General features: G+C 66.3%; 14 protein-coding genes. 7 read left to right on the forward strand and 7 right to left on the reverse strand.

What is annotated here, in order from left to right; all coding sequences use genetic code 11:
• Nucleotides 1–55 precede the first annotated feature (55 nt).
• Both VFW04_08845 and VFW04_08850 read right to left on the reverse strand, forming a co-directional pair.
• Entirely contained in the window at nucleotides 56–727 is a 672-nt protein-coding gene (locus VFW04_08845; protein ID HEX5179422.1) for a hypothetical protein, read from the reverse strand.
• Nucleotides 724–1,641 (reverse strand): ABC transporter substrate-binding protein, encoded by a 918-nt coding sequence (locus VFW04_08850; protein HEX5179423.1) that lies wholly within the window; start codon nucleotides 1,639–1,641, stop codon nucleotides 724–726. Before VFW04_08850 ends, VFW04_08845 begins: the two co-directional genes overlap by 4 nt.
• 230 nt (nucleotides 1,642–1,871) lie before the next feature.
• Here VFW04_08850 and VFW04_08855 point away from each other — a divergent pair, with 230 nt between their 5' ends.
• Nucleotides 1,872–2,186, forward strand: a complete 315-nt coding sequence (locus VFW04_08855; protein HEX5179424.1) for a hypothetical protein — start codon at nucleotides 1,872–1,874, stop codon at nucleotides 2,184–2,186.
• 138 nt (nucleotides 2,187–2,324) lie between these two features.
• Here VFW04_08855 and VFW04_08860 read toward each other — a convergent pair whose 3' ends face one another.
• Nucleotides 2,325–4,514, reverse strand: coding sequence for a penicillin acylase family protein (locus VFW04_08860; GenBank protein HEX5179425.1), 2,190 nt, complete (start codon nucleotides 4,512–4,514; stop codon nucleotides 2,325–2,327).
• A gap of 157 nt (nucleotides 4,515–4,671) precedes the next feature.
• On the opposite strand from VFW04_08860, the gene VFW04_08865 reads away from it, so the two are divergent.
• A complete protein-coding gene (locus tag VFW04_08865; protein HEX5179426.1) occupies nucleotides 4,672–6,315 on the forward strand; it encodes a hypothetical protein in 1,644 nt (547 codons plus the stop codon).
• Nucleotides 6,316–6,386: 71 nt separating this feature from the next.
• Here the strand turns inward: VFW04_08865 and VFW04_08870 are convergent, their stop codons facing one another.
• Nucleotides 6,387–9,797, reverse strand: a complete 3,411-nt coding sequence (locus tag VFW04_08870; protein HEX5179427.1) for a PDZ domain-containing protein — start codon at nucleotides 9,795–9,797, stop codon at nucleotides 6,387–6,389.
• Between the two features lie 196 nt (nucleotides 9,798–9,993).
• On the opposite strand from VFW04_08870, the gene VFW04_08875 reads away from it, so the two are divergent.
• Complete coding sequence (locus VFW04_08875; protein HEX5179428.1) at nucleotides 9,994–11,637, forward strand: M28 family peptidase; 1,644 nt, start codon at nucleotides 9,994–9,996, stop codon at nucleotides 11,635–11,637.
• 7 nt (nucleotides 11,638–11,644) lie between these two features.
• Here the strand turns inward: VFW04_08875 and VFW04_08880 are convergent, their stop codons facing one another.
• Both VFW04_08880 and VFW04_08885 read right to left on the reverse strand, forming a co-directional pair.
• The gene (locus VFW04_08880) at nucleotides 11,645–13,576 is read right to left on the reverse strand and encodes a M1 family metallopeptidase (GenBank protein ID HEX5179429.1); all 1,932 of its coding nucleotides are present in this window, start codon (nucleotides 13,574–13,576) and stop codon (nucleotides 11,645–11,647) included.
• An 80-nt stretch (nucleotides 13,577–13,656) separates the two neighbouring features.
• Nucleotides 13,657–14,532 carry an aldo/keto reductase gene (locus tag VFW04_08885; protein ID HEX5179430.1) on the reverse strand — a complete coding sequence of 292 codons (876 nt, stop codon included), beginning with the start codon at nucleotides 14,530–14,532 and terminating at the stop codon, nucleotides 13,657–13,659.
• 202 nt (nucleotides 14,533–14,734) lie between these two features.
• On the opposite strand from VFW04_08885, the gene VFW04_08890 reads away from it, so the two are divergent.
• From VFW04_08890 to VFW04_08900, 3 genes are all read left to right on the forward strand, one after another.
• Nucleotides 14,735–16,783, forward strand: a complete 2,049-nt coding sequence (locus VFW04_08890) for a gamma-glutamyltransferase (protein HEX5179431.1) — start codon at nucleotides 14,735–14,737, stop codon at nucleotides 16,781–16,783.
• A 657-nt stretch (nucleotides 16,784–17,440) separates the two neighbouring features.
• Nucleotides 17,441–17,791, forward strand: coding sequence for a PadR family transcriptional regulator (locus tag VFW04_08895; protein ID HEX5179432.1), 351 nt, complete (start codon nucleotides 17,441–17,443; stop codon nucleotides 17,789–17,791).
• Complete coding sequence (locus VFW04_08900) at nucleotides 17,788–20,424, forward strand: ABC transporter permease (protein ID HEX5179433.1); 2,637 nt, start codon at nucleotides 17,788–17,790, stop codon at nucleotides 20,422–20,424. Before VFW04_08895 ends, VFW04_08900 begins: the two co-directional genes overlap by 4 nt.
• A 26-nt stretch (nucleotides 20,425–20,450) precedes the next feature.
• Here VFW04_08900 and VFW04_08905 read toward each other — a convergent pair whose 3' ends face one another.
• A complete protein-coding gene (locus VFW04_08905; GenBank protein ID HEX5179434.1) occupies nucleotides 20,451–21,341 on the reverse strand; it encodes a hypothetical protein in 891 nt (296 codons plus the stop codon).
• Nucleotides 21,342–21,511: 170 nt separating this feature from the next.
• Between VFW04_08905 and VFW04_08910 the strand changes: the two genes are divergently transcribed.
• On the forward strand, nucleotides 21,512–22,378 hold the full coding sequence (locus tag VFW04_08910) for an Ig-like domain-containing protein (GenBank protein HEX5179435.1): 867 nt from the start codon (nucleotides 21,512–21,514) through the stop codon (nucleotides 22,376–22,378).
• The last annotated feature ends 113 nt before the right edge of the window (nucleotides 22,379–22,491 follow it).

Raw genomic sequence — 22,491 nt, forward strand, 5'->3', positions numbered from 1 at the left:
AGGCGAACCTCTTCTCATCGCCCGGCAGAGCCCGCCACGCGAGGCCGTGCCTAACTCAAGGCGCCGGCGTGCTGAACACGTCGGCAAACACAAATCCATCTCGCTCGACAATCACTCCCGACCGGACGTCGATGGCGCCTGTGAACACGGGCGCATCGTAGACGAACGTGTGGAATTCGCCCTTCTCGCCGCACGGATCCGCCGTCGCCGGCAGCTCGGCCAGGAGCGCCGCATCAAACTCGCGGCCGGCGAACGATCGGGCGATCTGCGATGGGTCCACACAGCTAATGCGCGCTTTCACGCCGGCGGCAATCATCTCCCGGGCAAGTTCGGCCGTCGGCGCGTTCCAGAGCGGAAAGAGCGGTTCCAGGCCCGTGCCTGCGAGCTGCGTCTCCCGGTAGGCACGCACGTCCGCGAGGAAGAGGTCGCCAAACGCGACAGCAGCGATATCGTTCGCCAGCGCCCGCTCGCACACGGCCCGCATGCGCGACTCGTAGTCGTCGTTGGTACACGGCCACGGCAGGTCCACTTCCCAGAGCGGCAGGCCGGCTTGCTCCGCCTGCGCCCGCACCAGATCGCGCCGGACGGCGTGCATCGCCACACGATCGGCGTCGGCGTTGAAGGTGGTGAGCAGCGCGACAACGTCGATGTCGGCGCGCTGACGAAGCACGTGCAGTGTCCAGGCGCTGTCCTTTCCGCTGCTCCAGGAGAGCAGGACCTTCTTCACGATGCGTCGCGATCGAGCCAGCGCCACCAGCTGCCGTGCGATGATTCGCCGATGCACACGCCGTGGAGCATCTCGGCCACCATCTCGGCGGTGCGCGATACCGTCATGCCCGACCGATTGAAGAAGCGGTTGCCATCGGCGATGACGACCGATCCATCGCGCACGGCGCGCAGGTCGCGCCACCCCGGATAACTCTCGAGCACGTGACGCTCGGCGAGCGCGCGCGCGAGCGGAAACCCGCACGGCGCGACGATGACGACATCGGGATCCGCATCGCGCACGCACTCGAACGTCGTGGCCGAGGAATAGTCGCCCGGGTGCGCGAGGAGCGGCGTCCCGCCGGCCGCCATCACGACTTCGGGCATCCAGTTGCCCATGACGAACAGCGGGTCCGTCCACTCCAACAGCGCAACGTCAGGCCGAGGCCGGTGGGCGGTCGCGGCGCGCACGGCGTCGAGGCGCGCACGCTCGGCGGCAACCACCGCCCGTCCGCGCTCGGCGAGACCCAACCGCTCGGCGACGGCAAGGATGCTGCCGGAGATGTCGTCCAGCGAGAACGCGGACAGCGCCACCATCTGCCGCGGATCCAGGCACGCGCCGTCGCGCTGCACATCGTTAGGCGTGACCGCGCACACCTCGCAGTGCGTCTGGGCAATCACGACGTCCGGCCGAAGCGCGGTGATCAGATCCGTGTGGATGATGTACAGCGGCTCGCCGGCGTGCATCCGGCGCCTCACTTCGGCGTCGATCTCGCGGCTCGAGCCCGAGACGTCGAAGGCAGGCGAGCTGCACGACGGCAGCGATCGCACCCAGTCCGGGTTGTCGCACTCGTGCGAGCGGCCAACCAGCATGTCGCTGGCGCCGAGTGCGCAGACGATCTCCGTTCCGCTGGCGAGGAGCGAGACGACGCGCATGTCAGTGCCGCGCCGCGTCGCGTGATCGCGCGAGTGCATCGAGCATCGTACCGGCGAGAATCATGGTCTGCGCGAAATGTTCGGGTTCAACGGACCTGTTGGCTCAAACTATCGCGGCACCTCCTGCAACGGCAGGGAGATCGCCATGATCGAAAACTCCGCCATTGCGCGCATAGCGATACACACTGAAGTGTCTGACACATCCCGACATTCCCGCAGGGAGGTTCGCCATGCGCCGTCTGGTCATTCTCGGCAGTTTCTTCAGCGCCGCGCTCGTCGCAGGCTCGCTCACGGCGTGCGGGTCGAGCTCGGTGGATGGGAAATACTACAGTAACGCGAGCGGCGAGTTCGCGATGGAGCTCTCACACGGCAAGGTGCTGTCGATGGAAGGACAGCCGGCGAGTCATCTGACCTACGAGGTACATTCGGACAGCGTCATCCTGCACGACCCCGAGCACGGTCTCGCCGACCACATGGCGTTTCACATCGAAAAGGACGGCTCGTTGAGTCTCGGAATCCTGGGCACGCTTACGAAAAAACGGTAAGGCGGACAAAACGGACAACACCGGAAAGGGCCGGACTACAGGCGGAACAAGGGCGGACGACAGTCCGCCTTTGGTGTCGCCTTCAGTCCGGCCCTGTCCGGCGTTGTCCGTTTTGTCCGCCTGTAGTCGTGTCCGCCTTTACGGGTGGTAGATCCTCTCCGTATGCCCGACCAGCTGCGACCGATAGAAGTATACGGGCCGCAAGCTGCCGGTCGCGTATCGCTCCGCCTGGTCGCCGAAGTGTGGTGAGCTCGGATCGCCGCTCTCGCCGCCTGCGGTGATCGCCTTCGCCCGCACGCTGTCGCCGAATTCGACGACCGCCACGAAGCTGTTGCCCGCAGTGCCATACCACTTCTTGGTGCCGGGATACGGACGCGCCGAGAAGGCAGCGAGCGATCCCCAACGCGACCAGGTGAAGCCGACGGGAATGCTCGGCTTGGCGTCGTCGAAGTGCTGCACGATGTCGCCGGTGTTGCGTTGATAGCGATTGATCTCGCCCCACCGCGTGCGCCAGGATCCGAATTGCGAGGTGAGGCTGTCGGTGGCCACGACTAACGCCTGCAGGCGGTCGGCGTCGCTGGCGCCGTTCACCATGTAGTCATCCACCGGCACGTTCGCCTTGCGCGCGTCGGCCCGCACCATTTCGCCTAACGTCATGCCCCAGTATACGGCGAGGGTCGTCGGCACGGACGCGGTCGACCACCGATCGTCCCACGAGCGCAGGGAATCGATCTGCGGCGCGAGCGTCGCCTTGAGCGAGTCCGACGGGCTCAGATGGTCGTACGCGTTGACTAACGGAGGGAGGAGCGCGGCAAAGCCCGTCAGGTAGCTGTCGTACGCGGCTTTGATGAGCGTGTCGATCGCGAAATCCTTGCGATGCTCCAGCACACGGATCGCGTGCAAGCCGCGGAACGACTCTCCGCCCGTCTCGACGTACGGCGGATAGTCCGAGCGCTTGGGACTGCTCGGCCCCGCCGCCGACCACGGCCAGTTGTTGCTGTTGTAGAGCCAACCGCTCGCCGGGTTGAGCAGGTGCGGCGTCTGGTCGACCGACAGAAGGCCGTGCCAGTCGGTCGCGGTGTCGCTGCCATCCACCGGCTTCGTCCAATCGAATTTCGGATTGCGGCGCGGGATGAAATTCGCGTGGAAGTACGCGATGTCGCCGTCGGCGTCGGCGAAGATCGTGTTGTTGGTCGAGTTCGTGTGCAGCTGCATCGTCTTCAAAAAATCCTTGTATGAGAGCGACTTCGTGCGCGTGTACGACTGAATGAGCGCCTTTTCCGGCTCGTTCATCATGTCGATGCTCACCCACTTGTCGCCGATCTTCCTCACGATCGGTCCATGCCGTGTGCGATACACGGTGAACACCTTCTTCTTCATCCCGGCGTCCGTCTTGTACGGCACCGCGATGTGCGACACGATCATCGGATATTCCTTGCCGCCGTACAGATAGTAGTAGCGCCCGTTCTTCTGCGAGACGGTCTCCAGATACTCATCCTTGTCGTCGGCGTTGCTGCTCGTGTGCATCCAGCCGGTGCGCGTATTGAATCCCTGGTAGACGAAGAACTGTCCCCAGGTCACCGCGCCGTACGCATCCAGGCCCTGGTCGCTCACCATCTGCAGCTCGGCGCGGAAGAAGAACGACGTGTGCGGATTGATCAGCAGCAGCGCATGGTGGTCGAGCGTGTTGGACGGCGCAATCGCGATTCCGTTAGACCCGCCCGGCTCGGGCGGTGAGCCGTCGCCGTCGCTGATGTTCTTGGGCTCGTCGGCGCCCACCTCGGTGCCGTAAAACGCGGCCAGCTCCTTGAGGCTCACGTCTTCGATGTCGCCGCCGATGCTGCCTTCGCTGAATGACAGCGCCATCCACGGCTCGAAGCGGGTGATCACGCGCGGCTTGACCTGCGGGTGTGTGTACAGGAAGTAGTTGAGCCCATCGGCCCATGCATTCATGAGCGACTTGAGCCAGGCCGGACTCTCGCGGTACTTGGCGCGCAGCGTATCCGGATCGATGAAGATTTTCATCCGCAGATCCCGATAGATCGCGCTTTCGCCTTCGGTCTCGGCGAGACGGCCCATCGCGTTGACGAAGTTGGTCTCGACGCGATTGAAGTCGTCTTCACTCTGGGCATAGATCATCCCGAACACGGCATCGGCGTCGGATTTTCCGTACACGTGCGGGATGCCCCAGTTGTCGCGAATGATCGTGACGCGTTGGGCTTCCTGTTTCCATCGCGTAAGATCGGCGTTGTTGGGCGCTTGCGCGGACGCGGAGACCGTCTGCGCGGCGATGCACACGATGGACACTACGGCTGCGAACGGTTTCATCGGTGGCGGAGGTAAGAGGCACTGGGAGGATGAAGTCGGTACCCGAGCCCGGCAAGGCGTTCTCTGCCGTGTGACCTATGCGGGCCGCGGTCGTTGACACCCGGTGATCGACTCGTCGTGCGGCATAGAGAAAGGCTCAGGTCGGCGGCCGTCGGCCGTGCGCGCCCGCGTGCTGGCGTGGCTCGCACCCGCCGGCGCGTGGGCCGCGGGTCTCGTGCTCGTCTTCCACGGGATGATCCTGTCGCGCTTCGCGCTCGTCGAAGGCGATCTGCTCGACTCCCGGTTCAACCTGTACGTGCTGGAGCACAGCTATCTGTGGCTGCTGCGCGTGCCCGGCCAGCAACAATTCTGGAACGCGCCGTTCTATTTCCCGGCGCGGAACGTGATCGCGTATTCGGACACCCTCCTAACGGTAGCGCCCGTTTACTGGCTGCTGCGCGGCGCCGGGCTGGGTCCCACGACCGCGCTGCAGTGGTGGCTCATGGCCATGGCGACGCTCAACTTCGTCGCCGCGTACGCGCTGATCCGGCGCGCGATCCGCGTCGGCCCAACGGCAGCCGCGCTCGGCGCCTTTCTGTTCGCGTTCGCGAACGCGCGCACGTCGCAGCTCGCGCACCCGCAACTCCAGCCGCAGTTCTACATGCTGCTGGCGCTGTACGCGCTCGTGCGTCTCTTCGAGGATGACACGCGGGACGATCGGGCCGCGTCGGCAACCTGGATGCTCGTGTTCAGCATCGCGCTGGCGGCGCAATTCTGGGCCGCCTTCTACTATGGATTCTTCCTCGTCCTCGCGTTGGGCATCGCGGCCGTGTGCGCCGTGGCCGTGCCGCGTCTGCGTTCGCCGCTCGTGGCAGTCGTGCGCCGGAACGCACTCGCCGCCGCGGGGTGCGTGGCAGCGGGCGCCGTGCTCGTCGCGCCGCTCGCCATCCATTATCTGGCGGTCGCGCAGAGCCTCGGCGTGCGGCCATACGGGGCGCTCGCGTCGTTCATGCCCACGCCGGCCTCGTGGCTCTACATGGGACGTGACAACTGGATGTACGACACGCTCTGGCGGGGCGCGCACTTCACGCTCTCGATGCCGCAGGAGCAGCAGCTCGGCCTCGGCCTGGTGACCACGGCGCTCGTCATCTGGGGCCTGTGGAGCGCGCGGCGCACTCCGTTTGGCATCTTGCTCGCGGCAACGGGCGCGGCGCTCGTGCTCTGCACCACCGTCTTCCCGGGGCACTATACCGCGTGGCCGCTGATCTTCCACTGGGTGCCGGGCGCGCGAGCGTTGCGCGCCATCTCGCGCGTGGGGCTCGTCCTGCTCGTGCCGGCCTCGGTCGGCATCGCGCTGTTTTTCCAGCAGGCGCTCGCCGCGCGATGGCGCATCGCAGCCGTGCTCGCCGCGCTCGTCTTCATGCTCGAGCAGGGGCAGCACGTGCAGGTGTACGACAAGGCCGAAGCGGGCGCCGAGAGCAGCCGGGTCGAGGCGCTCATCGGTCCGTCGTGTGGAGCGGTGCTGTACGCGCCAATTCACGGCCGGCGGATGACCTGGTCCTATCAGGTTGTCGGCATGTGGGCCGGGCTCGACCGCCGCGTGCCCTCGATCAACGGCTACTCGGGGAACGCACCGTTAGGCTGGGATTTTCAGCAGATCCGGATCAACGACACGACACGCGCGCGCGCCGTCGCGCACGCGCTCGCGGCGTGGGAGACGCGTTGGGGCGCCGCGCTCCATCACGTGTGCGTCGTGTCGCCGGATCTCGCGCACGTGCGCGAACCGCTCGACCATCCGTACGGGACCGACGTCGTCGAGTGAGCCGAGTCCGCCGATCCCGGCCGCGACGCGCACGCCCATCCCGCGCGCCGCGGCCGGTCCTGCGTTAGGCGTCAGGGCGTGATCGGCTTCACCCGCTTGCCCCACATCGGCGGCGGCGGCTCGTGCGTCGCCCGCTCCACCGGATGCTGCGCCAGCTCCTGCATCGCCTCGGCCACCGCGCGCTCGAGCTGCGCATCGTGCCCCGCCGCGACGTCCTTCGGCCAGTCTTCGACTTCGATGTTCGGCGAGATGCCTTCGTTCTCGACGGCCCACTTTCCGTCCACGGCGAAGAAGCCGCCGCGCGGCGCATACATGATGCCGTCATCCACGAAGCTCGGCGTGTCCCAGATGCCCACCAGACCGCCCCACGTCCGCATGCCCACCAGCTGGCCGACCTTGCGGTACTTGAACATGTACGGCATGAGGTCGCCGCCCGAGCCCGACATTTCGTTGATGATCATCACCTTCGGTCCCCAGATCCCGGCGGCGGGACTCGTGAACGGATACCGGTCGCCCACCGGGTTGTTGAAGTACCCATCGAAGGTGCGCTGCAGCACATCAATGATGTAGTCGGCCGCCGACCCGCCGCCGTTGTAGCGCTCGTCGATGATCGCGCCCTTGCGGTCCTGCTGCGCGAAATAGTAGCGGTTGAAGCTGGTGTAGCCGCCCTCGGCTGTGTTAGGCAGATGCACGTACGCCAACGCGCCGTGCGACAGCGAGTCGACGAGGTGCCGGTTGTGCTCCACCCACGCGCGGGCGCGGAGACCCGCGTCGTTGGCCACGGGAATCACCGTCACCCGGCGCGCGCCATCCATGGTGGGACGCTCGTTGACCGTGATCACCGTCTGGTGGTTGGCCGTCCCGTCGAACAGCCGATAGACGTTGTCGGGCGCCCGCAGCTCCTGCCCGTTCACCGCCAACAGATAATCGCCGACGCGCACCTGCACGCCGGGCGCGGTGAGCGGCGCGTGCAGATCCGGATTCCAACTGTCGGTGCCGTAGATCTTCGTGATCTTGTAGCGGCCATTGTCGACTTCGAAATCAGCGCCTAACAGACCGACGGGCGGCTGCATCTCGCCGGGCATGTCGCCGCCGCGCACGAACGAGTGCCCGATCGCAATCTCCGATCCCATCATGTCCAACAGGTAGTTGAGATCGTCGCGGTGCTTCACGTAGGGCAGCAGCTGGCCGTACATCGCCTTGTCTTTCACCCAGTCCGTGCCCTGCAGATTCTTGACGTAGATGTAGTCGCGCTGGTTGCGCCACCCTTCGTCGAAGATCTGCTTGAACTCCGCCGTCGGGTCGACGAGCATGCGCAGTTGAGCATTGAGCTTGCCCTTGCCGGCCGGCGGCGCGTCGTGGGTCGTCGCGTCGACGAGGAAGAGACTCCCCTCGGGACCCGGCGTCCGGTACAACAGCTTCTTTCCATCCGCGCTCACGAAATAATCGGCGACGTTCTGCACGAACGGCATCGCCTTGCGTTCCTTGAGATCGTAGCGGTGCAGCGTGCCGCCGCTGAACCGCTCTTCCTTCGTGCCCGTCTCCGGCAGGTTCTCGGTGAAGAACACGGTGCCCGGTACGCCGCTCCTCAGTTCCCCGTAGTCGCGCTCGGCGATTTCGGAGACGGGCACCACGCGCTGCAGCAATCCATCGAAATCGATCTCGACGTGGCGGCGCGGCGCCAGCATGGCCTTGAGGGAATCGGCCGGAATGCGCTTGGCTGCGGTCGTGTCGGCCGTCGTGTCCGTGCGCGCCGGACGCCGCGGCCGCTCGCGCGGCGGCAGCGGCGGCATGCCCGGCGTCTGCTCCTGCGGGATCCCCGTGTCTTCGTCGCTCTCCGGCAGCAACGGCGACGGATCGTTCTTCGACAACACGGCGAGATAGAGCGCCTTCGTTTCCGTGTGTCCGTAGCTCGACATGTCCAACCAGCCCGAGCCTAACGCAAGGTCGGTGGACGCGAAGAACCAGAGGTATTTGCCGCTCGCATCCCACGCCGGCCACGTCGCATCGGCCAGGCCGTCGGTGATCTGGTGCGTCTGGCCGGTCTGCATATCGTAGACGAAGATCGCCCGGTAGAGCGACTTGAGACGCCTAACGTACGCGATCCATCGCGAATCGGGGCTCCACGCCGGGTTGAGCGACCGCTCCGGCACCATCCAGTCGTCGCCGCCGATGTCGGTCGCCTTCCCCGTCGCGACGTCCACCACCCACAACCGGAGATTCGTATCCTGAAAGACGATGTGCTTGCCGTCGGGCGACCAGCTCGGCGTGTAATAGTGCGTCGGATGCGCGAGCGCGATCGTGCGCGCGGGCGCGCTGCCGTCGGCAGAAGCGATCACGAGCTGATACTCGCCCGATTTGTCGCTGAAGTACGACACCCACTTGCCGTCCGGCGACCACGCCGGATCGCGCTCCGCCGAGCTGTCCGACTGGGTGAGATTCCGCACGTCGCCCTTTTCTGCCGGTACCGTGAAGATCTCGCCGCGCGCTTCGATCGCGGCGCGCTTTCCGGTCGGCGAGAGCGCGATGTTCGCGATGTAGCGCGACACCTCCTTCCATTGCGGCATCATCCACGCGAAATCGCCCACGGCCGTGATGGGCACGATGTGTTCTTTCCCACTCGACGGATCGAGCTCGTGGACATACCCCGCTTGCTCGAACACGAGCGCGTTCGCGCCCGCATCCAGCGTCTTCACGTCGAAATCGGAAAAGCTCGTGATCTGCTTGACCTGCTTGGAGGTCATGTCGTACGACCACACGTTCGACACCCCATCGCGATCCGACAGGAAGTATACGGTGGTGTTGCCCACCCATACCGGGTCCATCTCCTTCGAGTTAGGCCTCGGAATCGTGTCGATGTCGAGGGTCTTCGTGTCGAGAATCCAGATGGGCCGATTCTGTCCGCCGCGGTAGTTGCGGCGCTCCTCATCCCACGAGTTGTTCATGCGATAGGCGATGTGCCGGCCGTCGGGAGAGATTTTCCCTTGATAGGCGCGATACATCGGCATCGCCGTGACGATCCCGCCCTCGGCCGGGACGGTGAACCAGCGCGGCATCGGCGACGGCAGATTCGACGACTGCGACGACGAGAACACGATCGCCTTGCCGTCGGGCGTCCAGCCCTGCACGAGGTCGGGCGCGGGATGCCAGGTGAGGCGCTTCGGCTCGCCGCCGTCCGCCGGCATCACGTAGACGTCGGTGTTGCCGCCGTACTCGCCGCTGAACGCGATCCACTTGCCGTCCGGCGAGAAGTGCGGATTCATGGCCTCGCCCGGGAAGCTCGTTAGGCGAACGGCGGATCCGCCGGCGCGCGGCACGACCCAGATGTTGCCCGCGTACGCGAACGCGATCTGGGTGGCGCTCACGGTGGGCGAGCGCAGCATGCGCGTCGTGCCTTGCGCTGGGAGCGATGCGGCTCCGATGACGAGGGCGAGAATCGGCAAACCGAATCCAAGCCCGGCAAAACGATGAGGGCGATGCATGACAGGATATGGTGGAAGGGCACACACGTACGGCGGCGAGCTCGACACTACGGCGGTTGCTGGCGATAAGTTGCCGTGCGGTCCGCCCTCGCGCCAGCGCCGACATCGGGCCCTGTACCGCACCCGTGGTCCACCCGCGATATTCTGACCGCTTGCTGGCCCGCCGCTCACATCGGACATCGACCTGACCCGTCTCATGCGACCGTCTCTGCTCCTCGCCGGCGCGCTGCTGTTCGCCGCCGCGCCGCATCGCACCTCTGCCCAGACCTTTCAAAGCGACGACCCAATCATCAAGCGCATCTGGCAAATCGGGATGGACAGCTCCGAGACCGAGCGTCTGGCGAACGAGCTGTTCGACTCGCTCGGACCGCGCCTCACGGGCACGCCGGACCTCAAACGCGCGAACGAGTGGCTGGTCCATACCTACACGAGCTGGGGGATCCCGGCGCGCAACGAGCAGTACGGCACGTGGCGCGGCTGGCGTCGCGGCTACTCGCACATCGATCTCATCGCGCCCCGCGTGCGCTCGCTCGAGGGCACGATGCTCGGCTACAGCCCGGGCACGAACAAGAAAGACCTGACGGCGAGCACGATCATCCTGCCGCACTTTGCCGACAGCTCGGCGTTCGCGCAGTGGCTGCCTAACGTCAAGGGCAAGTTCATTCTCGTGTCGGCGCCCCATCTCTCCTGCCGCCCAACGGAGGACTGGCAGACCAACGCGATCCCGGCATCGGCGGCGCGGATGGACAGCCTGCGCGACTCGCTGCGCCGCGAGTGGGGCGGCCGCAACGTGCGCGGCACCGGCATGAGCCTGGCGCTCGGGACGGGCGAGCTCGGGCTGCGGCTCGAGGCCGCGGGCGCGGCGGGCATCATCACGTCGCGGCCCAAGGACGCCTGGGGCACGATCGAAGTCTTCGAGACGTACGACACCAAAGCGCCGGCCATCGCGCTGAGCTGCGAGGACTACGGCCTCGTGTTCCGCCTCACCGAAAACAACCAGCACCCGCTGGTGCGCCTCAATCTCGACGCCCAGTTGTTAGGCGAGCAGCCGGTCTACAACACCGTCGCCGAGATGAAAGGCACCGAGCTGCCGGACCAGTACGTGGTGCTGTCCGCGCACTTCGACTCGTGGGACGGTTCGTCCGGCGCCACCGACAACGGCACCGGCACGCTCACGATGATGGAAGCGATGCGCATCCTGCACATCGTGTATCCGCACCCCAAGCGCACGATCCTCGTCGGCGACTGGAGCGGCGAAGAAGAAGGCGAGGTCGGCTCGAAAGCGTTCACCGAAGATCATCCCGAAGTGCTCAAGGGGTTGCAGGCGTTGTTCAATCAGGACAATGGCACGGGACGCATCGTCCGGCTGAGCGGCGCGGGATTGCCGGATGCTGCTGCGCACATCGCGCGCTGGCTCGACCAGATTCCCCTCGAGCTGCGCAACCAGATCCAATTCGGCGGCGCGGGCTTCCCCGCGGGCGGGGGCAGCGACGACTACTCCTTCTCCTGCTACGGGCTGCCGGCGTTCGGGTTAGGCGCGCTGCCGTGGGACTACGGCAACTACACCTGGCACACGAACCGCGACACGCCGGACAAGATCGTCTACGACGACCTCAAGTCCAACGCGACGCTGACCGCGATGCTGGCGTATCTGGCGTCCGAGGATCCGACGATGATCAAGCGCGATCGCGTCGACCTGGTGGCCGCCGCGAAACAGCTCGAAGCCGAGCTGCCGCCGCCCACCGCCGGCCGCAACGCCGCGTTCCGGTTCCGCCGCCTGCCGACTACCTGGCCGGAATGCACCAAAGCGCCGCGCAGCACGAAGCCGAGGTTGAAATGAGCGCCGCCTAACGCTTGACCGTCCAGCGATCGTTGGTGCTGTCCGCATCCATCCAGATGCCGTGGTCGAGGGTGATCGAGGCCACCGCTTTCTTCGCCGGCACGGCGACCGTCGCGCGGCGCAGATTCGTTCGCCAGATGGCGGGCGTCTCGTGCACGCTGTCGACTGTCGCATCGGTGTAGCGCACCACCACGTCCACCGGCGCCGGCATGCCGCCGACGTTCTCGAGCGTCACCGTCCAGCCGTTCGCACCGCGCCGGGCGCCGGTGATGCCCAGATCGATGTACGCATGGCTGAAGAACCAGCTGTTCCAGAACCAATCCAGGTTGCGGCCCGACACATCGTTGAACGTGTAGAAGAAATCCCACGGCGTGGGATGCTTGCCGTGCCACCGGTCCATGAACGCGTGCAGGCATCGCTTGAACGTGTCGTCGCCTAACAATTGCTTCAGGGCGAGGTAGCCGAGCGCCGGCTTGCCGTACGCGTTGTTGCCGTACGCCGCATCCTTGAGCACATCGGCCGGCGTCACGATGGGCAAGTCCTCGAGCGGCGACGGATCGCTGATCCATCCCTCCACGCGAAACTGCTTGAAGAAGTTCGTCGCCCGCGCCGCGCCCAGATCCGACGTGCCGATGAGATACTCGAAGGTCGTCGCCCACCCTTCATCCATGAACGGGTAGCGCGTCTCGTTGATCCCCATGTAAAACGGGAAGTACGTGTGCGCGATTTCGTGTTCGACGACGAAGCGCGAGAGGATGGTGTCGGGCGTCGAGCCATCATTCACCATCATCGGATACTCCATGTCCGCCGACCCCTGCACCACCGTGCTCTTCTCGTACGGATACGGCACCCCCGGCCAGTGGTGCGACAACCAGTCGAGCGCGTGGTGCGCGAAGCCCACCATGTGGTGATAGTCGGCAGCCGTGTCGTTGTACGCGGCCTGGACGCTCGCGCGACGATGCGCCGCGTCATCGACGACCACGCTCGCCGCATCCCAGTCGTAGTGGTTGCTCACCGCGAACGCCACGTCGGGCACGTTGTGCGCGGTGAAGTGCCAGTGGTTCACCGGCTGCTGCAGCGTGATTCTTCCGGCCGCGGCGTCGGCGCCCGATGCAACGTGGATCGTCGAGTCCGACGTGAACGACGCCTGGAATTTCTGTAAGGCATCCGGCTGCAGGTCGGCGGCCGGGTCGACCAACGTGCCGGTGCCCCACACGACGTAGTTCGCCGGCACGTTCAGCGTCACGTCGTAATCGTTGAAGTCGTTGTAGAACTCCTGCAGGTCCGTGAAATCCATCGTGTCCCAGCCGTTGTAGTCATCGTAGACGGAGACGCGGGGATAGAAGTACGCCAGATAGTACGTCGTGGAATCGAGCATGCCTTCGCGGCCCGCGCGCTTGGAAATCTCGTAGTGCCAGTCGAAGCGCAAATGCACCGAGTCGTGCGGCGCGAGCGGCGTGCCTAACCGGACCGGCTGCCACGTGAAGAACTGCGGGCTGTCGTGCCACGCCGTCACCGCGCCGTTCACGGCGAACGTGTCCACGTGCACGCCGCTCGTGAGATAATCCGGCGTCGTTCCGCCGTCGCGCGGGGCGCCGGGTTTGTGAACGTTGAGGAACAGTCGAATGACCAGCGCGCGCAGCGTGTCGGGACTGTTGTTCTCATACTCGATCTGTTCGGTGCCGCGGATGGTGCGATCGGGCGGCATCGCCGTCAGGGTCATCGAGTAGCGGCCGTGGTTCTCCCAGTACCTGGGACCCGGCCGGCCATCCATCGTCCGCGTGCCGTTGGCATAGGTGGCGGTGATCGAGCGCGGCATGTACAGCGACGAGGACGACGCGGTTTGCCCGGCGGCGCCGCGCGCGGACAGTGCGGCCGCGAGCAGCGCGGCGCCAGTCGTTAGGCGCCACGCGCCGCCAACCCGGACCGTGAGGGACATGCACACGTCATCCTGTGAGAGTCGTCGCCGAGACCGAACTCTCTCCCTCGGCACCCCGGGACGCAAGTTTGGGCTGTCGTTCAGCCCGCGGCCTGGGCCAGCGCCTTCACGTCGGATTCCGACAGGGTGAGCTCGGCCGCGGCCATGTTGTCCTCGAGATGCTTCACCTTCGACGTGCCGGGAATCGGCAGCATCACGGGGGAGCGATGCAGCAGCCAGGCAAGCGCCAGTTGCGACGGCGTCGCGCCGAGCCGCTTGGCCAACGTGTGCAGCACACTGCCCTCTTTCGCCAGCGCGCCGGTCGCCAGTGGGAACCAGGGAATGAACCCGATGTTGTGCGCTTCGGCGTGATCGAGCAGCGGCTCCGCCGTCCGCTCGGCGAGGTTGTATTTGTTCTGCACGGTCACGATCGTGGCGTACCGTTGGGCCTGCTCGAGCTCCTCGATCGTCACTTCCGACAATCCGATGTGCCGGATCTTGCCTTCCTTCTGCAGCGAGGCGAGCTCCCCGACCTGGTCGGCGAGCGGCACCTTGGGATCGATGCGATGCAGCTGGAAGAGGTCGATCCGGTCCAGGCCTAACCGGCGCAAGCTCATCTCCGCTTCCTGCCTCAAATATTCCGGACGCCCAACGGGCTCCCAGTTGCCTGGGCCGCCGCGCGTGAGCCCGGCTTTCGTCGCAATCACCAAGTCGGCGGGATACGGATACAGCGCCTTGCGAATGAAATCCTCGGCGACGTACGGGCCGTACGAGTCCGCGGTATCGATGAGCGTGACACCGAGCTCGATCGCGCGCCTGAGCACGCGCACCGCTTCGGCGGGATCCTTGGGATCGCCCCACACCCCGGGACCGGTCAACTGCATGCTGCCAAAGCCGAGGCGGTGCACCGGCATGTCGCCCCCAATGACGAACGTGCCGGAGCGTTCCGCTGGACGTTCGAGTGTCGTCGTCGCCATGAGTCATCTCTGGTGAAGAGTCGATTTCGTTAGGCACGCGACGCGCGCTGCGCGCCTCGTCGCCAAGCACTTTGGTCCAACGACGCCGCACACCGCGCCGTTCCCGATGCGTCGCTGCACGCCCCGCGCCCGCGTCCCGCCCGGTTGCGGGCGCGCCGACATCGATTCAAGTTCCCGAACACATCCATACCAGACTCCCACCATGCGCTTCGGACCATCGTTCGTGCGCGGCGAGCTCGTCCTTGCCGTCGTCGCCGTACTCGGCGCCGTTCCCGCCGCTGCCCAACAGCGCGCCCATCGATCCGGCCAGCCCGTCGGCGCCGCCGACCCGCGATACGCGCAAACCGAAAAGCCGCCGCTTCACGCCAAGCACTGGCTCGCCATTACCGGCAAACCGCTGTCGGCCACCGCCGGAGCCATCGTGTTCGCCAAAGGCGGCAACGCCGTCGACGCCGCTGTCGCGATGCTCGCCGCAGGCTGCACCATGTGGGACACCCTCTCCTGCGGCGGCGAGACGCAGGCGCTCATCTATAACCCGCACACCAGGAAGGTCATCGGCCTCGACGCACTCGGCGTCGCGCCGACGGGAGCCACGGCCGCGTTCTACAGGAGCAAGGGCTATCGGTATCCGCCCGAGTACGGTCCGTTAGCCGCGGTCACGCCGGGCACGGTCGGCGGCCTGTTGACGATGCTCGCCGAGTACGGACGGCTGTCGCTCAAGGACGTGCTGGCGCCGGCCATCCAGATGGCCGACGGCTACCCCATCGAAGCCGAGCTCTCGCATACCATCGAGCATTACAAAGGATGGATCAAGAAGTGGAAATACGCGCCGGCCATCATGCTCCCACATGCGGGCCGCGCGTACGAAGCGCCGGAGCCCGGCGAGATCTTCGTGCAAAAGGATCTCGCTACGACGTGGCGCAAGTTGGTCGAGACGGAGCAAGCCGCGCTCACACATGGCAAGACGCGCAAGCAAGCCATCTACGCGGCGTACGATCGGTTCTACAAGGGAGACATCGCCCGCGAGCTGGTGCGCGGCGCACGGGAGGATGGCGCGCTGTTCACCATGCAGGACCTCGCGAACTGGAAGGTCCGTATCGAGGAACCGCTGCACGTCACGTACGAAGGCATCGAGGTCTACAAGCTGCCGATCTGGGAACAGGGACCGGCGATGCTCGAGTCGCTCGAGATGTTGAGCAACACGAACGTGAAGGACATGGGCTACAATTCGCCCAGGTACATCCACACGCTGTACCAGGTGATGAACCTGGCCTTCGCCGACCGCGACTTCTATTACGGCGATCCGTATTTCCCGCCGGCCGAGCCGGTGAAGGGATTGTTGTCTCCCGACTACGCGAAGTCGCGATTCGCGCAGATCGATTGGGCGCACAACGATTCGACGGTGAAACCCGGCGATCCATACCCCTATCAGCACGAGACCAACCCGTTTGCCTCGCTGCTCGCGCAATGGAAGGTGAGCGAGCCGACCGCGCCGAACGGAACACCGGGCGGGCAGCAGGACCGGCCGGTGGCGCCGCCGATGCCCAAGCCGGCGGCGGGCAGCCAGTCGCCGCCGCCTAACGACACGTCGGTGCGCGAGTCCGGCGCGCTCGAATTCCTGTCCAACGACGCCACCGCGCAGGACACCGCGCTCGCGACGGATTTCTATAGCGGGACCACGTCCATCGAAGCCGCCGACGCCGAGGGCTGGGTCGTGTCGGTGACGCCGAGCGGCGGCTGGGTGCCCGCGGTGATCGCAGGCCGCACCGGCATCGGACTGAGCCAGCGGGCGCAGAGCTTCGTCACCGATTCCGCCGACGGTCCGTTCAACGTGATCGAGCCCGGCAAGAAACCACGCGTAACGCTCACGCCGACCTTGGCGCTCAAAGACGGAAAGCCGTTCCTCGCGTTTGCCGTGCAAGGCGGCGATTCCCAGGATCAGAACCTGCTCCAATTCTTCCTGAACGTGATCGACTTCGGTATGACGGTGCAGCAGGCCTGCGAAGCGCCGAACTTCAACAGTTATCAGATGCACTCGTCGTTCGGGCAGCACGAATCGCAGCCGGGCCGCATGCTCGTCGCCACTTCGCTGCCCGACTCGACGCGCGAGGCGCTGCGGCAGATGGGCTACCACCTCGTGTTCGCCGAGCGCACATCGGGCCCGATCAACGCGATCTACTTCGACACCGCGCACCACAGCATGTGGGGCGGATCGAGCAATCACGGCGAGGATTATGGAATCGCGTGGTGACTCGAGAGCGGATTGCACGGAGAACCGCAGGAGGCAAGCGTGGCCCGGGGAAAAAAGTCGAACGAAGAGGATAGAAGATGGATCGTGGTGCTGGACGGGCAGAGTGCTACGCTCATGAAGACGCGGACAAAGCAGGACACGACGGACAAAGCACCGATAATACATCAAAGCCTTGGTTTTGCTCGTGTCGTGTCCGCTGTGACCGTGCTGTGTCCGCGTCTTCATGAGCGTAGATACAAGACATGAGGGACCGGCATCCCAGCCACTCGCGCAGGAGAAGAGAACGCCGGCGGTGTTAGCCTTGACCCCGACTTGGGGGATCCAGCACCGCCCCGCTTCCCGAAAAAAATCCAAGAACGGTAGAAGAATCGTAGGCAGGCCGGCCGGACAGAGTGCTACGCTCATGAAGACGCGGACACAGCACGAACACAGCGGACACGACACGAGCAAAACCAAGGAGTTGATTTTTTTTCGGAGCTTTGTCCGTTGTGTCCTGCTTTGTCCGCGTCTTCATGAGCGTAGCACTCTGCGTGTCCGCCCTGCCTCACGATCCACCTTCTCCAAAACCGAACCGGTACCCACCCCGAGTCGCTTCTGTTGACAATCTGAAGAAGTGATGGTACCGTCTCCTCCAGTTCACCTGAAGGAATACGGACCGTGGCCGACGACCGGACAGAGCTCGTGCAGGGAACGCTCGAAATGCTCGTGCTCAAAACGCTGGCGCTCGAGCCCATGCACGGATGGGGCATCGCGCAGCGCATCGAGCTGATGTCCAACCGCGTGTTCATGGTCACGCAAGGGTCGCTGTATCCGGCGCTCGTCCGCATGCGGCGCCGCGGATGGATCACGTCGTCGTGGCGCGTCACGGAGAACAACCGCCGCGCGCGATACTATGCGCTCACCGCGGCCGGCGAGCGCCAGCTCGACGCCGAGCGCGCGGCGTGGCGGCGCGCCTCGGGTGCGGTGAACGGCATTCTGAGCGCGCGCCTCGCGCCGGGCGCGACATGAGCATCTTCTCCGACCTCGGCGCGCGCCTGGCGAGCATTGTGTGGCGCCGGCGCGAGGAGCGCGAGATGGACGAAGAGCTCCGCTTTCACATGGACATGGAAGCGGAACAGGCGCGGCGCGCCGGGGCATCGCCCGATGCCGCGCGGCGCCGCGGCATGATTGCGTTAGGCGGCGTGGAGCGTACGAAAGAAGAGGTTCGCGACGCGCGCGGCACGCGCGTGCTCGACGACACCATGCGCGATGTCGCCTTTTCCGTGCGCACGCTCCTCCGAGCGCCGGCCGTTGCGCTGGTCGTCATCGTCACGCTCGCACTCGGCATCGGCGGGACGACCGCCATCTTCAGTACCGTCGATGCGACGCTGGTGAAACCGCTGCCGTACCAGGAGCCGGGCCAGCTGGTCCGCCTGTACGAGGGGTCGCCGGGCGAGGCGAATCCGCACGGCTTCGTGTCGCCGACGATGTTCCTTGCCTATCGCGAGCGGCTGTCGTCGTTCGAGCATCTCGCCGCCGGATACACGTACGACGACAGGGGCGCGGACATCGGCGCCGACGGACGCCCGGAGCGCATCCACGTCCTGAGCATTACCGCCGGATATTTCGCCACGCTGCGTCGTCCACCGGCGATGGGGCGAGAGTTCGAGCCTAACGAAGAGAACGGAGCCCCATCGGTGATCCTCGGCCATCAGCTGTGGGTGGACCGATTCCACGCGAGCCCAACGGCGCTCGGCGCCGAGCTCGTGATGGATGGGCGGCCGTACACCGTGGTCGGCATCATGCCGGGGGCGTTCGTGGATCCGCTGCGTCCGGGTGCCGACGCATACACGCCGCTCGACATGACACCGGGGCTGGACCCGAGCAACATCGACAATCATTACCTGACGGTGATTGGACGGCTCCGCCCCGAAACGCCCCTGCCCCGCGCGCAGGCCGAGCTCGACGCGGTGCGCGTTTCGTTAGGCAGGGAATACGCCGATGCCAGGCGGACGGCCGCGCGGCTGTACTCGCTCAAGGAGGACATGGTCGGTCCGGCGAGTCGCGCGCTCGAGCTCGTGTTGGGCGCGGTGGGGCTCGTGCTGCTGCTGGTGTGCGTGAACGTGGCCACGCTGTTGCTCGTGCGGGCATCGGCGCGCGCCCATGAATTCGCGCTTCGCGCCGCGCTCGGCGCCCGTCGCAGCCGGTTGCTGCGGCAGATGCTCGTGGAAAGCCTGGTGCTCGCGCTCGCCGGCGATGCGCTGGGGCTCGTCGTCGCCCGAGCCGCCATGAGCGGTATCGTTCGACTCGGCGCCGGATCCGTGCCCAGACTCAGCGCACTCTCGCTCGATCCGACGCTGCTGCTCTTTTCCGTGGCCATCACCACCGCGAGCGCCGTGCTGTTCGGTCTCACGCCGGCGCTGCGTGCGGTTCGCACGGATCCGATCGATGCCCTACGCGGCGAGGATCGCGCGCTCGCCGGAAGCCGCGGGCACAACCGCGTGCGCAGCGCACTGGTGACGGCGCAGGTGGCTCTCGCGTTCGTTCTCATGGTCGGCGCCGGTCTGCTCCTCGTGAGCTTTCATCGCCTTCGTTCGCTCGATCTCGGTGTGGACACCGATCACGCCCTCGTGTTCGAGCTGCATCTGCCGGACGCGCGCTACGATTCGACCGCGCGAGCGGCGTTCTACGAGGACATCGCATCGCGGATCGCGCATCTGCCGGGCGTGCGTGCCGCCGGCGGCGTCTCCAAACTGCCGGCAACCGGCGAGTACCACGAGTGGGGGACGGTGCCGGTGACCGGGCCTAACGTTGGGCGAACGCACGCGAACCTCGGCGCCCAACAACGCATCGTCTCGGGCGACTACTTCCGGGCCGCCGGCATCCCCGTGCTCGAGGGCCGGGCATTCGATGCGCGCGACGCGGCGGGCACGCCCAAACGCGCGATCGTGAGCACGCTGGCGGCAGAAAAGCTGTTCCCGGGCGTCGATCCAATCGGGCAGCGCCTGCGGACCGGCGGGTTCGAATGGGAAGTGATCGGCGTCGTCCCGGACGTGTCGGTGAACGCGGAAGGCGACCGCGAGCCCACCATCTATCACGCGCACGCGCAGTTTGCCGGCGACCGCAACTGGGCGATCACGCAAATCGTGTCGACCTCCGGTCCGCCGCAAGGGCTCATCCCGCTCATTCAACGCACGATCGCCGAACGCGATCCGCAGCTGGTGATGTACCGTCCGATGTCGCTCGCCGACGCGATCGGCGCCGGCACCGCCCAACGGAAATTCACGCTGGTGATACTGGTCTGCTTCGCCGCGGTGGCGGTGCTGCTGGCCGCGTTAGGCCTGTTCGGCGCGCTGGCCTACGCGGTCAAGCTGCGGTCGCGCGAGTTCGGCGTGCGGATGGCGATCGGCGCCGAGCGCGGCACCATCCGCCGGCTCGTCCTGCGTCAGGGGTTGGTCGTCACCGTCGCCGGCATCGGCATCGGCCTCGTGGGCTTCGCGGCGTTCGCGCGGGTGATGTCGTCGCTCGTGTTTCGCGTGCGGCCGCTCGACCCGTCGGTGTTGATCGGCGCGGCGGCCATCATTCTGGTCGTCGGCGCGTTTGCCGCCTATCTGCCGGCGCGGCGAGCGACAGCCGTGGATCCGAGAACGATCTTGCAGTGAGCGCCTGAGAGGCGCCGGCCACCCCGCTACCGCGCGCCGGCCGCCTCGTGCACCTTGCCCCGCAACATCCGCCGCACGAACGCCGACGCTGGATTGTGTGCCGTGGCCAGGTCGAATGCCTGGCGATACAGCGCCGCCGCCTCGCCGCGTTCCCCTAACTGCTCGTCGGCCACGGCGAGCAGATAGTGGAGAAACGGATCGTTCTCCCCGCCTTTCATGCCGATCGCCCGCATCAGCTCGGTGCGCGCGCGTTTCGGATCGTGCGTGTACAACGCCACGTAGCCCACGAGATACGGATAGAACCGCTCCTGTTGGGCCGCCATCGCGGTGTCGCCAGCCAGCGCCCGGCGCGCCGCCTCGACCTGCGCGCGCGCCGCCGCGGCATCGCCGCGACGGGCGGCGAGCCTGCCTAACGCGTGAGCGAGGCGGAAATCCCAGAGCGACGTCGGATGCTTCTTGGGCGCCGGCTCCTTGATACCCATCGCATAGCCATCGCGATACCACCGCTCGGCCGCGTCGAGGTCGCCGGCATCGATGCAGATCCGCCCGGCTTCGTCCGCCATCTCGCCTTCCTGATAGAACGCGTTCGACGGCTCGGCTTGCTCCCGCGAGTGCCAGTACGCGATCACCATCGACTCGTATTTGCCGGCGTTCGCGCAGTCGCCGTCGAAGGCATACGAGATCGCCAGCGCCCGTTGGGCATCGGCTTTCGCCGATGGATCCGAGGTCGTGTCCGCGAGCGGTTGGAGAATCGCGCGTGCTCGCGCCGTTTCGCCGCTCAGGTCGAGCTGGATCGCGTGCCGCATTTCCGGCGACAACCGGCGGCCGCCCTGGCCCTGCGCGCGCACAGATGACGCTACGAGCGGCAACCAACAGAGCGCGAGGCGGGCGATCGTGCGCGAAGCAACAGCGGACATGGCGGACCTCCGTCCCACGGGATTAGGCGATTCTGAGGGAGATGATCGATGCGCATCATGTGACGGCGCAAGGGGCTGCGTCTCACGGCGCGTGCCTTGCAGCGATGTACGGGCTGAACTGCCACCCGGCGCACCGACGCGCTCCCGGCACGACCCGTCCACTCGCCCTCATGACCCGTTCATTCCGCATCGCCGGCGTCGCCGCCGCACTCGCCTCGGGATCGCTGGCCGCCTTCGCCTGCAGCTCGAGCACGTCGCCTAACGGATCGGTCGGCTCGGTGAAAGTGACGCCGGCCACCGACAGCGTCGCGGTCGGCAACACCATCGCGCTGCAGGCGACGGTCATCGGGCCCGGCGGCCAGGTGGTGTCGGGGCAGCGGGTGTTCTGGAACACCGGCGACGCATCCATTGCGACGGTGAGCGATGCGGGCGTCGTCACCGGTGTCGGCCCGGGAACCGTGCAGATCGCCGCCAGCGCCGGGGGCGCGTCGGGTATCGCGACCATTACGGTGCTGCCGCCGCCGGTCGCGTCGGTGTCGGTTTCGCCGCCGCTCGACACGATCGTCCTTCCGGGCACTGCCCAACTCACCGCGGCCGTGTTCGACGCGCAGCACAACCCGCTCACCGGCCGCGCGATCACGTGGTCCAGCAACCTGCCTAACGTTGCCAACGTCGACAGCGCCGGACTCGTCACCGGCGTGTCGCCCGGCTCGGCGACCATCACCGCCTCGAGCGAAGGCCACGCCGGCACTGCCACCATCGTCGTGCAGCCGCCTCTCGCGGCCACGGTCACAGTAGCACCTCCGGCCGCGACGCTCATCGTCGGCGACAGCGTGGCGCTCAGTGCGACCGCGAAGGATGCGCAGGGCAACGTGATCACCGGTGCGCCGATCACCTGGTCCACCAACAACGCCGCCGCCGCGACCGTCTCGGCGGCAGGCCTCGTGAAGGCAGTGGGCGCGGGCACGGCAATCATTACGGCGACGAGCGGGAGCGCGAGCGGCTCTTCCACGATTCTCGTCATTCCCGTGCTTTGACCGGGCGGCGAACAGCGGTCCGTCTCGACAACGCCCCAGCGCGGGCCATCGACGCGCCCATCGTTCCGAGCTAGATTCGAGCCCGGCGCATCGCGCGCCGCTTCCGTCGTTCC

It is taken from the genome of Gemmatimonadaceae bacterium, from assembly GCA_036273715.1.
In the GTDB taxonomy this organism is placed as follows: domain Bacteria; phylum Gemmatimonadota; class Gemmatimonadetes; order Gemmatimonadales; family Gemmatimonadaceae; genus JADGGM01.